This is a genomic window from Janibacter sp. DB-40, from assembly GCF_029510815.1.
Lineage (GTDB): Bacteria > Actinomycetota > Actinomycetes > Actinomycetales > Dermatophilaceae > Janibacter.
In genome coordinates this window covers 2563820-2576083 of record NZ_CP120360.1, presented here as the reverse complement: position 1 = coordinate 2576083, position 12264 = coordinate 2563820, and the positions used below count along the sequence as shown (strand labels likewise).

Here is a 12264-nt window from a genome sequence, read left to right as displayed (position 1 = left end):
CGTCTCGCGTGGTGATGATCGGCAAGCCCGGCTGCCACCTGTGCGAGGAGGCCCGCTCGGTCATCGAGCGGGTCGTCGCGGAGACCGGGGACTCCTTCGAGGAGGTCCACCTCGACTCCGACCCGGCCTTCGCCCGGTACACGGAGGAGATCCCGGTGACCTTCGTCGACGGGCGCCAGCACGACTACTGGCGCGTGGACGAAGGGCGGTTGCGGGCTGCTCTCGGGCGCTGAGCCACCCCCGGCCGGCCCGTTCCAACGCGGTCCGGCGGGTGGGCGGTGACTTTGTGCATTTGTTCACAAGAGCGTAATCTCGAGGTGTTCGGTTCTTCGGCGCCGCCCGCCGGAGACCGTGGAGAGGAGCCGTGCCCAACGTGTCCGTCGACCAGTCCGCCAAGCGGGACATCCCTGATGCGACAGTGGCGCGGCTCCCGGGTTACCTGCGCGCACTGGGGCAGCTGGCCGCAGTCGACGTGCTCTCCGTCTCCTCGGAGGAGCTCGCCCACAGCGCGGGTGTCAGCTCGGCCAAGCTGCGCAAGGACCTCAGCCACCTGGGCTCCTACGGGGTGCGCGGGGTGGGTTACGACGTCGCCCACCTGAGCTACCAGATCTCCCGGGCGCTGGGACTGACCCACGACTGGCCCGTGGTCATCGTCGGCATGGGCAACCTCGGTCGCGCCCTGGCCTCCTACGGCGGCTTCGCGACCAAGGGTTTCCAGGTCGTGGCGCTGCTCGACAGGGACCCCGCCGTGGTCGGCCACAAGGTCGACGACCTCGTCATCCAGCCCATGGCCGCGCTCGAGGCGCTCGTGACACCGGGGGAGGCGTGCATCGGCGTCATCGCCACCCCCGCAGCGTCCGCCCAGCAGGTCGCCGACCTGCTCGTCGCGGCCGGGGCCAGCTCCATCCTCAACTTCGCCGCCACCGTGATCCAGGTCCCCGAAGGGGTGCACATGCGCAAGGTCGATCTCTCCACCGAGCTGCAGATCCTGGCCTTCCACGAGCAACAACGCGTCGGCATCGACTCCGACGAGCTGTTGGAGGGAGCTGGTCGATGAGTTTGCTCAGCTTCGGCTTCAACCACCGCCGCACGCCCATCTCCGTCCTCGAGCGGGCCGCCCTGGACGAGTCCAGCCGCCAGGCCATCGTCGCGATGGCCCAGGCCAGCCCGGACATCTCCGAGCTCCTCGTCATCGCCACGTGCAACCGCACCGAGGTCTACGCCGAGGTCTCGGCCTTCCACGGCGCGGTCGCCGACCTCACCGACGCCCTGACCTCGAGCACGGCGATCACCCACGAGGACCTCAAGGAGCACCTCGACCTGCACTACGGCGATGCTGCCGTCGCGCACGTCTTCAACGTCGCCGCGGGGCTGGACTCGATGGCGGTCGGGGAGTCCCAGATCCTCGGCCAGCTGCGCGACGCCCTCGCCCGGGCCCAGACCGACGGGCACGTGGGCAGCCACCTGAACTCCCTCGTCCAGCAGGCACTGCGCACCGGCAAGCAGGTGCACACCGAGACCGGTCTCGACGAGGTCTCCCGCTCGTTGGTGACCGCGGGGCTGGACTCCGCGGAGCAGCACGTCGGCCAGCTCGCCGACGCCCACGTCCTCGTCATCGGGGCCGGGTCCATGAGCGCGCTCGCGGCGACCACCGCGGTGCGCCGCGGGGTCGCCCGCCTCACCGTCGTCAACCGCACCCACGAGCGCGGCCTCGCCCTGGCGGAGCGGCTCGGGGGCCGTGCACGGCCCACCGACGAGCTCGGTGACGCCCTCGCCGACGCGGACGTCGTCATCTCCTGCACCGGCTCGACCGGGCTGGCGATCTCCCTCGCCGACGTCGCCGACGCCCAGATCGAGCGCTCCGGCCGCAGGCAGGCACTCATCGACCTGGCCCTGCCGCACGACATCGCCCACGAGGTCGCGGACCTGAGCGAGATCACGCTCCTCGGTCTGGGCGAGCTCGGCGACATGCTCGGTGCCGACGGGACCATGCCGGAGGTGGCACAGGCCCGCTCCATCGTCGGCGAGGCCGTGACACGTCATCTCGGGGCCCGGGCCGCGAGCATCGCCGCGCCCACCGTCCGCGCCCTGCGCGAGGCGGCGCAGCAGGTCGTCGAGTCCGAGCTGGCCCGGATGGACCAGCGCGTGCCGGACATGTCGGCCGCCGACCGCGAGGAGGTCGGCCGGGCCGTGCACCGCATCGTGGACAAGCTGCTCCACCAGCCGACCGTGCGGGCCAAGGAGCTCGCCGTCGACGGGCGCCTGGGTGAGTACGAGGACGCCCTCCGCCAGCTGTTCGACCTGCACGCCGAAGGAGGTGCCCTGTGACCACGCTCCGTCTCGGGACCCGTCGGTCGAAGCTCGCCATGACCCAGTCCGGGCACGTCGCCGACGCGCTGCGGGCCGAGGGGCACGACGTCGAGATCGTCGAGATCGTCACCGAGGGCGACACCAGCCGCGCCTCGCTGGCCAGCATGGGCGGCCACGGCGTCTTCGCCAGCGCCCTGCGTGAGGCCCTCCTCGCCGGGGAGATCGACATCGCAGTGCACTCGCTGAAGGACCTGCCCACCACGCCCGAGCCCGGTCTGGTCGTCGCGGCCATCCCGGCCCGGGTCGACCCCCGCGACGCCCTGTGCGCGCGCGACGGGCTCACCCTCGGCGAGCTCGGCGAGGGAGCGGTCATCGGGACTGGCTCTCCCCGCCGTCGCGCCCAGCTGGCCTGCCTCGGCCGGGGGTTCGAGTTCCGCGACATCCGCGGCAACCTCGGGACCCGGCTCGACATGGTCGGCCCCGGCGAGGGCCAGCTCGACGCGGTCATCCTGGCGCACGCCGGCCTGACCCGGTCGGGCCTGCAGGACCGCGTCACCGAGGTGCTCGAGCCGATCCAGATGATCTGCGCCCCCGGTCAGGGAGCCCTGGCCGTCGAGTGCCGTGAGGCGGACGAGCAGGCGCGCGCCGCCCTTCGCCCCATCGACGATGCCGACGCCCGGGCCGCCACCACCGCCGAGCGCGGTGTGCTGGCCGAGCTCGGGGCCGGGTGCGCCGCACCCGTGGGCGCCCACGCCGAGGTCGTCGAGGACGTCGACGGCCCGATCCTCTCCCTACGGGCCGTCGTCGCCGCCACGGACGGCTCGGGGGACCTGCGCCGGTCCATCACCGGCCCCATCGGGGAGGCGGACGACCTCGGTCGCCGACTCGCCCGAACCCTTGTCGCCGACGGCGCGCCCGCGCTCGCCGACCTGTCAGCCACCCACCCCACGACCGCTTCGGAGCATGCCCAGTGACCCCCCAGCGCTCGACCGCAAACGCCACCACCGCAGCACGCCGACCGGCTCGAGTAGCCTTCGTCGGCGCCGGGCCGGGTGACGCATCACTGATGACCGTCGCCTCCGTCGAGCTGCTTGCGCGCGCCGATGCCGTCATCACCGACCAGCTGACCAACGAGGAGATCGTCGCCTCGATGACCGAGGAGGGCGTCGAGATCGTCGACGCCAGCCACGGCGAGCACGGCCAGCAGCTGACCCACGCCTCGCGCGCCAAGCTCGTCGTCAAGACCGCCAAGGCGCACAAGGGTGGCCTCGTCGTGCGACTCATGGACGGCGACCCGGCCACCTTCAACGGCCTCGCCGAGGAGGCGGCCGCCCTCGCCAAGGCGGACATCGACTTCGACGTGGTGCCGGGCGTCTCCGCCGTGAGCGCCGTGCCCTCCTACGCCGGCGTGCCGCTGACGAACCGCTCGACCGGTGCACTGCACGTCGTGAGCGTCTCGGGGTCCAAGCGCCCGGACCTCTCGGCATCGGTGCGCGACGACGTCACGCTGGTGCTGCTCGGCCTGCCCGAGCACCTCGTCCCGGCCTTCGCCGACCTGCTGGCCAACGGCCGTGACGGCGAGACGCCCGTCGCCCTGACCCAGGGTGGGACCACCACCTCGCAGGTCACCCACGGAACGACCCTCGCCGAGGCCGCCGACGCCGTCGTCGGGCTCGAGGTGCCGACGCTGGCGATCGTCGGTCCGACCGTGGCCATGCGCAGCACGCTGTCCTGGTTCGAGACCAAGCCGCTCTACGGCTGGAACGTCCTCATCCCACGGACGAAGGACCAGGCCGGCCCGATGACCAAGCAGCTGCTCGGCCACGGCGCGACGAGCGAGGTCGTGCCGACGATCAGCGTCGAGCCGCCGCGCACCCCCCAGGCCGTCGAGCGCGCGGTGCGCGGTCTCGTCACGGGCCGCTACCAGTGGATCGGGTTCACCTCGGTCAACGCCGTGAAGGCGATCCGGGAGAAGTTCGAGGAGTTCGGGCTGGACGCGCGCGCGTTCTCGGGGCTGAAGATCGCCGCAGTCGGCGGTGTCACGGCCGACGCCCTGCGTGAGTGGGGGATCGAGCCCGACCTCGTGCCGACTGGGGAGATGTCCGCGCGCGGCCTGCTCGAGGAGTGGCCGCCCTACGACGAGGTCCTCGACCCGATCGACCGCGTCTTCCTGCCCCGTGCCGACATCGCGACCGACACCCTCGTGGCCGGACTGCAGGAGATGGGCTGGCAGGTCGACGACGTCACCGCGTACCGCACGGTGCGCGCCACCCCGCCGCCCGCGCCGACGCGTGACGCGATCAAGCAGGGTGCCTTCGACGCCGTCGTCTTCACCTCCTCCTCCACGGTGCGCAACCTCGTCGGCATCGCCGGCAAGCCGCACCCGTCCACGGTCATCGCCTGCATCGGCCCGGCCACCGTCAAGACCGCGGAGGAGGCCGGCCTGCGGGTCGACGTCATGGCCCCCGAGGCCACCGGCGCGAGCCTCGTCGAGGCGCTGGCCGAGCACGGCCGCAAGCTGGCCACCGCGGCCATCGAAGCGGGTGAGGAGCCCCAGCGCCCCAGCGCCCGCCGCAAGAAGGCGACGACGCGCCGCACGAAGGCGAAGGGGTGACTCCCGCGCCCCACGGTCCGAGCGGACCCGTCGTGCGCCCGCGGCGACTGCGGGGCAGCGCCCCCCTTCGCCGTCTCGTCGCGGAGACGCGGCTGCACCCGGCCGACCTGGTCCTGCCCGTCTTCGTCCGTGAGGGCGTCGACGCGCCGGTGCCGATCTCCTCCATGCCGGGCACGGTGCAGCACACCGTCGACTCCCTCGTGGAGGAGGCGCGGGTGTGCGTGGCCGCCGGCATCGGCGGGATCATGCTCTTCGGCGTGCCGCAGACCAAGGACGACTGCGGCTCCGGTGCCGACGACCCCGAGGGGATCCTCAACGTCGCCACCCGGGCGGTGGTGGACGCGGTCGGTGACGATCTCGTGGTCATGACCGACCTGTGCCTCGACGAGTTCACCGACCACGGCCACTGCGGGGTGCTCACGACCGACCCGGCGGGGCGGACCGTGGTCGACAACGACGCCACCCTCACCCGCTACGCCGACATGGCGCTCGCGCAGGCCGCTGCCGGGGCCCACGTCCTCGGCCTCTCCGGGATGATGGACGGTCAGGTCGCCCGTGTGCGCGCCGCGCTCGATGCCGCCGGGTACACCGACACCCTCGTGCTCGCCTACGCCGCGAAGTACACCTCCGCGCTGTACGGCCCCTTCCGCGAGGCCGTGCAGTCCTCGCTCACCGGTGACCGGGCGACCTACCAGCAGGACCCGGCCAATGCCGTCGAGGCCCTGCGCGAGGTCGAGCTCGACCTCGCCGAGGGCGCCGACATCGTCATGGTCAAGCCGGCCCAGCCGCACCTGGACGTCGTCGCCGCCACGGCGCAGATCTCCACCGTGCCGGTCGCGGCCTACCAGATCTCCGGAGAGTACGCGCAGATCGTCGCCGCCGCCGACCGCGGCTGGATCGACCGCGACGCCGCCGTCCTCGAGTCGCTCCTCCACATCAAGCGGGCCGGAGCGCAGATGATCCTCACCTACTTCGCGCTCGAGGTGGCGGGGCGACTGTGAGCGGGCCGAACTGGCTGGATGCGCAGCAGCAGCAGCACTGGCGCGCCTACCTGCGCGGCACGCGTCTGCTCGAGCGGGCTCTCGTCGACGACCTGGCGCCGTACAGGATGCAGCTGACCGAGTACGAGCTGCTGTCGATGCTCTCCGAGTCGCCGGGGCAGCGCACGCGCATGTCCCACCTCGCCGACGACATCGTGCAGTCGCGCTCGCGGGTGACCCACACCGCCGCACGGCTGGAGAAGCGCGGTTGGGTCGAGCGCTGCCGGGCCTCGGACGACGGTCGTGGCGTCGAGATCGTGCTCACCGACGCCGGTCGCACGATCCTCGACGAGCTCGCCGGCGTCCACGTGGAGTCGGTGCGCAGGCACCTCGTCGACATCCTCACCCCCGAGCAGTTCACCGCGCTGGGCGAGGCGATGGCCGCGGTGCGTGACCGGCTCGCGCCCGAGCACCACGAGATCGGCCTGGACGACCGGGCCTGATCGGACGAAGGGGGTCGGTGGCCTCCGCCCCCTCCCTCGGCTCGGTCGGGTCGGGGCCGTGGGGGAGACTGGGGCCATGACGCAGACGACGACCCGATCCGAGGCCCTGTTCGACCGCGCCCGCGCCGTGACGCCCGGGGGAGTCAACTCCCCGGTGCGCGCCTTCGGCGGGGTCGGTGGCGTCCCGCGGTTCATCGAGCGCGCGGAGGGGCCGTGGCTGACCGATGTCGACGGCAACCGCTATGTCGACCTCATCTGCTCGTGGGGGCCGATGATCCTCGGGCACGCCCACCCCGATGTCCTCGCGGCCGTGACCGAGGCAGCACAGCGTGGTTTCTCCTTCGGGACGCCGAGCGAGAACGAGGTCACCCTGGCCGCCGAGGTGGTCGACCGCGTCGAGCCGCTCGAGCAGGTCCGACTGGTCTCATCCGGGACCGAGGCGACGATGTCCGCCCTGCGCCTCGCGCGCGGAGCGACCGGTCGCTCGGTCATCGTGAAGTTCGCCGGCTGCTACCACGGTCACGTCGACGCCCTTCTCGCGCAGGCCGGTTCGGGTGTGGCGACCTTCGCGCTGCCCGACTCCGCCGGGGTCCCCGCATCGGCGGCGGGCGAGACGGTCGTGCTGCCCTACAACGACCTCGCCGCCGTCGAGGAGCTCTTTGCCGCCCGCGGTGAGGAGATCGCCGCGGTCATCACCGAGGCGGCACCCGGCAACATGGGCATCGTCCCGCCCGCACCCGGCTTCACGGAGGGGCTGCGCCGGGTGACGGCCGCCCACGGCGCGCTGCTCATCAGCGACGAGGTCATGACCGGCTTCCGCTCCAGCCGGTCGGGCTGGTACGGCCACGAGACCGGACCCGAGGGTGCGCACCCCGGAGGCTACGAGGGGGGAGCGCCCGACCTCTTCACCTTCGGCAAGGTCATGGGTGGTGGTTTCCCGGCCGCGGCCTTCGGCGGTCGGGCCGACCTCATGGCCGAGCTCGCGCCCGGGGGCCCCGTCTACCAGGCCGGCACCCTGTCGGGTAACCCGGTCGCGACGGCTGCCGGGATCGCGACGCTGCGCGCCTGCACCCCGCAGCTCTACCTGCGCCTCGAGGCGACGGCCACCCGCATCGCCGACGCCGCATCGGCCGCGCTGTCCGCAGAGGGGGTGGCGCACCGAGTGCAGTGGGCCGGGTCGATGTTCTCGATCTTCTTCCGCGACGGCGAGGTGCGCTCGTTCACCGACGCCCAGCAGCAGGACACGGCGGCCTACGGCCGCTTCTTCCACGCGATGCTCGAGGGCGGTGTGCACCTGCCGCCGAGCGCCTTCGAGGCGTGGTTCGTCTCCGGCGCCCACGACGACGCGGCCGTCGAGACGATCCTGGCCGCGCTGCCCGCCGCTGCGAAGGCGGCCGCCAACGGCTGATCGTTCGCAGGCCGGGCGACGTGGGTGGGCCGGCCCGCCTCAAGCCGAAGTCCGATGTGCTTCGGCGAGGAGCACGACAAGGAAGGGACTTCGGCAAGGGCCGGCGCACCTACGTCGTGTGGCCGGTCACCCAGCCACTCCGGTCGTTCAGGGGCGGGCGATGTAGAGCGCGTACTCGAGGGAGCGGCCCTGGCGCTCGACGGGGAGCAGGACCTCCTCGGTCGTGGCCAGGCCGGTCAGCGTGGCAAGCAGGTCGGGCTCGCGCTGGGCGGCCCAGATCGCCAGGGCACCCCCCGGCGCCAGCTGAGCCAGGATCGAGGACAGGGCGGGCGCGGAGTACAGCCGCTCGTTGTCCCGGTGCACGAGGAAGCTCGGTCCGTTGTCCACGTCGAGCAGCACGAGGTCCCACGGCCCGGCGGGCCCGCCGTCGCCGGCGACGGGGGAGGCCGCATCCTGCACGTGGAGGGTGACCCGCGGGTGGCGGGCGAGGACGCCCAGCGTCGGGGTCAGGCCCAGCCGGGCCCACTGGACGAGGTCCTCCTCGATCTCGACGACGTGCAGGTCGCGCACCCGCCGGTCCTTGAGCACCTGCCACGCGGTGAAGCCCAGGCCCAGGCCGCCCACGAGGACCCGTGTGGGCGTCTCCACCCGCTCCAGGGAGCGGTCCGCCAGGGCCGTCTCGGTCGAGGTGTCCGCCGAGTCCATCGCGAAGACCCCGGCGACGACCAGCTCGTGCACCACCGTGCCGTCGGGGGCAGGACGCTCGCGCAGGGCGATCTCTCCGCGGGGTGTCTCGGCGGCGGCGATCGTCTCGGGGGTGCTGTCCATGACCTGCTTCCGGTCGGCGCGGGATGTTTCTGCGACAAATGTGTTGTCTATTACGTCACGGTAACCGGGCTAATGTCACATTCCGAACTGCGGGGGCACCCCGGTGCCGCCGGTCACGAGGGGGTACCTTGACCCCGTGGCTACTACGACTCTCCCCGCGAAGAAGAAGGGGGTGACGTCGTCCACCATCGGGCTGAAATTCCTCATGGCGGGCTCCGGCGTCATCTTCCTCCTGTACGTGCTCCTGCACATGTACGGCAACCTCATGGCACTGGGTGGCCAGGAGACGTTCGACACGTACGCACACCATCTGCGCACGTTCGGGGAGCCGATGCTCCCGTACGGCGGGATGCTGTGGATCGTGCGCGTCGCGCTGATCGCGTCGATCATCGCGCACGTATACGCCGGGATGAAGCTGTGGGCCATGGCCGGGTCCGCCCGCCCGCAGAAGTACGCGGTGAAGAAGAACCTCGGGTCCACCCTCGCCTCCCGCACGATGCGCTGGGGCGGGCTGGCCATCCTGATCTTCGTCATCTGGCACCTGATCCACTTCACGCTGGTCAAGCCGGCCATCAACGACTCGGTGTCCGCCGCGGCGGTCAAGGAGTCCCCCTTCGTGATGGTCCAGGCGAGCTTCGAGCTGTGGTGGATGGTCCTCATCTACGCACTGGCCATGATCGCCCTGGGCATGCACCTCTACCACGGTGTCTGGAGCGCGGCCCAGACGATGGGCATGACGAGCACCGCAGCCTCGCGCAAGCGGGCCAAGACGCTCGGGGCGATCGTGGGGATCGTCATCGTCGTCGGCTTCCTCATCCCGCCGTTCGCGATCTTCTTCAACCTCATCGCCTGATTCTGGAGCACTGACACACATGACTGACACGCTCAGCGAGTACTTCACCGTGGGCGACCCGATCGCCGACACGAAGGCGCCGGACGTCCCCATCGAGCAGATGTGGACCAAGCACCAGTTCGACAGCGCCCTGGTCAACCCGAACAACCGCCGCAAGCTCGACGTGATCATCGTCGGCACCGGCCTGGCGGGGGCGTCCGCGGCCGCGACGATGGGAGAGGCCGGCTACAACGTCAAGAGCTTCTTCTACCAGGACAGCGCCCGTCGCGCGCACTCGATCGCCGCGCAGGGTGGCATCAACGCCGCGAAGAACTACAACGACGACGGCGACTCGACCTACCGCCTCTTCTACGACACGGTCAAGGGCGGCGACTACCGCAGCCGCGAGAGCAACGTCTACCGCCTGTCCGAGGTCAGCGCGAACATCATCGACCAGGCCGTGGCCCAGGGCGTGCCCTTCGCCCGCGACTACGGCGGTCTGCTGGACAACCGATCCTTCGGTGGCGTCCAGGTCGCGCGCACCTTCTACGCCGCCGGCCAGACCGGTCAGCAGCTGCTCATCGGCGCCTACCAGGCCATGGAGCGCCAGGTCGCCAAGGGCACGGTGACGGAGTACAGCCGCCACGAGATGCTCGAGGTCATCATCGTCGACGACGTCGCTCGCGGGATCATCGCGCGCGACATGGTCACCGGTGAGATCGAGACGCACCTGGCCGACGTCGTCGTGCTGGCCAGCGGTGGCTACGGCAACGTCTTCTTCCTCTCGACCAACGCCATGGGCTGCAACGTCACGGCGGCCTGGCGCGCCCACCGCAAGGGCGCCTACTTCGCCAATCCGTGCTACACGCAGATCCACCCGACGTGCATCCCCGTCAGCGGCGACCACCAGTCGAAGCTGACCCTGATGTCGGAGTCGCTGCGCAACGACGGCCGGATCTGGGTGCCGAAGAACGCCGAGGACTGCGAGAAGGACCCGCGCGAGATCCCGGAGGAGGACCGCGACTACTACCTGGAGCGGATCTACCCCGCCTTCGGCAACCTCGTGCCCCGCGACATCGCCTCCCGGCAGGCGAAGAACATGTGCGACGAGGGCCGCGGCGTCGGCCCCAAGGTCGGCGACTTCCGGCGCGGCGTCTACCTCGACTTCGCCTCGGCGATCGAGCGCCTGGGCCGCCCGGCGATCGAGGCCAAGTACGGCAACCTCTTCGACATGTACAGCCGGATCACCGGTGAGGACCCGTACCAGGTGCCGATGCGCATCTACCCGGCGGTGCACTACACGATGGGTGGCCTGTGGGTCGACTACGACCTGCAGACGTCCGTGAAGGGGCTGTACTCCATCGGTGAGTCCAACTTCTCCGACCACGGCGCCAACCGCCTCGGCGCGTCCTCGCTGATGCAGTGTCTGGCCGACGGGTACTTCGTCCTGCCGAACACCGTCCGCGACTACCTGGCCAAGGCGCCCTTCGAGAAGATCTCCGAGGATCACCCGGCGGTCGTCGCGGCGAAGAACTCGGTCACCGAGCGCATCGACGCGCTGCTCTCCATCAACGGTGAGCGCAGCGTCGACTCCTTCCACCGCGAGCTCGGCAACATCATGTGGGAGTACTGCGGCATGGAGCGCACGGACGAGGGCCTGCGCAAGGCCATCGACCTCATCCGCTCCCTCAAGGACGAGTTCTGGCGCAACGTCCGTGTCCTGGGCGCCGCGGACACCCTCAACCAGAGCCTGGAGAAGGCCGGCCGCGTCGCCGACTTCTTCGAGCTGGGCGAGCTGATGTGCATCGACGCCCTCCACCGCCGCGAGTCCTGCGGCGGCCACTTCCGGGCCGAGTCGGTGACGGAGGACGGTGAGGCACTGCGTCACGACGACGAGTTCGCCTACGTCGCGGCCTGGGGCTTCGGCGGAGAGGACGGCGCCCCCGTCCTGCACAAGGAAGACCTGAACTACAAGTTCATCGAGCTGAAGCAGCGGAGCTACAAGTGAGCATGGAACTGACCCTGAAGATCTGGCGACAGGCCGGACCCACCGCGAAGGGCGACTTCGCCACCTACGAGGTCACCGACGTCTCCCCGGACATGTCCTTCCTCGAGATGCTCGATGTCCTCAACGAGCGACTCATCAACGAGGGCACCGAGCCGATCGCCTTCGACAGCGACTGCCGCGAGGGCATCTGCGGCATGTGCGGGCTGATGATCTCCGGTGAGGCCCACGGGCCCGAGCGGACGACCACGTGCCAGCTGCACATGCGCTCGTTCACCAGCGGCGAGACGATCACGATCGAGCCGTGGCGGGCCAACGCCTTCCCGGTCATCCGTGACCTGGTCGTCGACCGCACCTCATTCGACCGGATCATCCAGGCCGGTGGCTACGTCTCGGTCAACACCGGCGCCGCCCCGGAGGCGCACTCGGTGCCCGTGCCGAAGGAAGCGGCCGACCGCGCCTTCGACTCCGCCAAGTGCATCGGCTGCGGTGCCTGCGTCGCGGCCTGCCCGAACGCCTCGGGCATGCTCTTCCTCGGCGCCAAGGTCACCCACCTGGGTGAGCTGCCGCAGGGCCAGCCCGAGCGCGACGCCCGCGTGGTCAAGATGCTGGACGAGCACGACCTGCAGGGCTTCGGCGGCTGCACCAACATCGGTGAGTGCTCGAACGCCTGCCCGAAGGAGATCCCGCTGGACGTCATCAGCACGCTCAACGCGGACCTGCGCAAGGCCGCCGGTCGGAGCCGCTGAGCGACGCACGACCCGCAGCGAAGGGCCCGCACCGA

Annotated in this window: 12 protein-coding genes; 11 read left to right on the top strand and 1 reads right to left on the bottom strand. The window is 71.0% G+C overall.

Annotated elements, in window-relative coordinates; translation table 11 throughout:
- Positions 1–14 precede the first annotated feature (14 nt).
- The 8 genes from PVE36_RS12265 (at position 15) to hemL (ending at position 7815) form a co-directional block, all read left to right on the top strand.
- Positions 15–233, top strand: a complete 219-nt coding sequence (locus PVE36_RS12265; RefSeq protein WP_277455832.1) for a glutaredoxin family protein — start codon at positions 15–17, stop codon at positions 231–233.
- Between the two features lie 140 nt (positions 234–373).
- Positions 374–1057: a redox-sensing transcriptional repressor Rex gene (locus tag PVE36_RS12260; RefSeq protein WP_277455831.1), complete on the top strand. Its 684-nt coding sequence runs from the start codon at positions 374–376 to the stop codon at positions 1055–1057.
- Positions 1054–2328 carry a glutamyl-tRNA reductase gene (locus PVE36_RS12255; protein ID WP_277452725.1) on the top strand — a complete coding sequence of 425 codons (1275 nt, stop codon included), beginning with the start codon at positions 1054–1056 and terminating at the stop codon, positions 2326–2328. The genes PVE36_RS12260 and PVE36_RS12255 overlap by 4 nt, the downstream gene beginning before the upstream one ends.
- A complete protein-coding gene (gene hemC / locus PVE36_RS12250) occupies positions 2325–3284 on the top strand; it encodes a hydroxymethylbilane synthase (RefSeq protein WP_277452722.1) in 960 nt (319 codons plus the stop codon). The genes PVE36_RS12255 and hemC overlap by 4 nt, the downstream gene beginning before the upstream one ends.
- Positions 3281–4924, top strand: coding sequence for a uroporphyrinogen-III synthase (locus PVE36_RS12245; RefSeq protein WP_277452720.1), 1644 nt, complete (start codon positions 3281–3283; stop codon positions 4922–4924). Before hemC ends, PVE36_RS12245 begins: the two co-directional genes overlap by 4 nt.
- Complete coding sequence (hemB, locus tag PVE36_RS12240; RefSeq protein ID WP_277452719.1) at positions 4921–5925, top strand: porphobilinogen synthase; 1005 nt, start codon at positions 4921–4923, stop codon at positions 5923–5925. Before PVE36_RS12245 ends, hemB begins: the two co-directional genes overlap by 4 nt.
- A complete protein-coding gene (locus tag PVE36_RS12235; protein ID WP_277452718.1) occupies positions 5922–6407 on the top strand; it encodes a MarR family transcriptional regulator in 486 nt (161 codons plus the stop codon). The genes hemB and PVE36_RS12235 overlap by 4 nt, the downstream gene beginning before the upstream one ends.
- Before the next feature lie 76 nt (positions 6408–6483).
- A complete protein-coding gene (gene hemL, locus PVE36_RS12230; protein ID WP_277452716.1) occupies positions 6484–7815 on the top strand; it encodes a glutamate-1-semialdehyde 2,1-aminomutase in 1332 nt (443 codons plus the stop codon).
- Between the two features lie 147 nt (positions 7816–7962).
- Here hemL and PVE36_RS12225 read toward each other — a convergent pair whose 3' ends face one another.
- Positions 7963–8643, bottom strand: coding sequence for a hypothetical protein (locus PVE36_RS12225; protein ID WP_277452715.1), 681 nt, complete (start codon positions 8641–8643; stop codon positions 7963–7965).
- 136 nt (positions 8644–8779) lie between these two features.
- On the opposite strand from PVE36_RS12225, the gene PVE36_RS12220 reads away from it, so the two are divergent.
- Genes PVE36_RS12220 through PVE36_RS12210 form a run of 3 tightly spaced genes read left to right on the top strand, consistent with a single transcriptional unit; the run spans position 8780 to position 12229 of the window.
- Positions 8780–9496 carry a succinate dehydrogenase cytochrome b subunit gene (locus PVE36_RS12220; RefSeq protein ID WP_277452714.1) on the top strand — a complete coding sequence of 239 codons (717 nt, stop codon included), beginning with the start codon at positions 8780–8782 and terminating at the stop codon, positions 9494–9496.
- 19 nt (positions 9497–9515) lie between these two features.
- A complete protein-coding gene (locus PVE36_RS12215; protein WP_277452712.1) occupies positions 9516–11483 on the top strand; it encodes a fumarate reductase/succinate dehydrogenase flavoprotein subunit in 1968 nt (655 codons plus the stop codon).
- A 2-nt stretch (positions 11484–11485) separates the two neighbouring features.
- Positions 11486–12229: a succinate dehydrogenase/fumarate reductase iron-sulfur subunit gene (locus PVE36_RS12210; protein ID WP_277452711.1), complete on the top strand. Its 744-nt coding sequence runs from the start codon at positions 11486–11488 to the stop codon at positions 12227–12229.
- The last annotated feature ends 35 nt before the right edge of the window (positions 12230–12264 follow it).

Coding starts and splice junctions, on each gene's coding strand:
- PVE36_RS12255 (WP_277452725.1), top strand. CDS start 1,054: ATGAGTTTGCTCAGCTTCGGCTTCAACCACCGCCGCACGCCCATCTCC.
- hemL (WP_277452716.1), top strand. CDS start 6,484: ATGACGCAGACGACGACCCGATCCGAGGCCCTGTTCGACCGCGCCCGC.
- PVE36_RS12265 (WP_277455832.1), top strand. CDS start 15: ATGATCGGCAAGCCCGGCTGCCACCTGTGCGAGGAGGCCCGCTCGGTC.
- PVE36_RS12210 (WP_277452711.1), top strand. CDS start 11,486: ATGGAACTGACCCTGAAGATCTGGCGACAGGCCGGACCCACCGCGAAG.
- PVE36_RS12215 (WP_277452712.1), top strand. CDS start 9,516: ATGACTGACACGCTCAGCGAGTACTTCACCGTGGGCGACCCGATCGCC.
- PVE36_RS12225 (WP_277452715.1), bottom strand. CDS start 8,643: ATGGACAGCACCCCCGAGACGATCGCCGCCGCCGAGACACCCCGCGGA.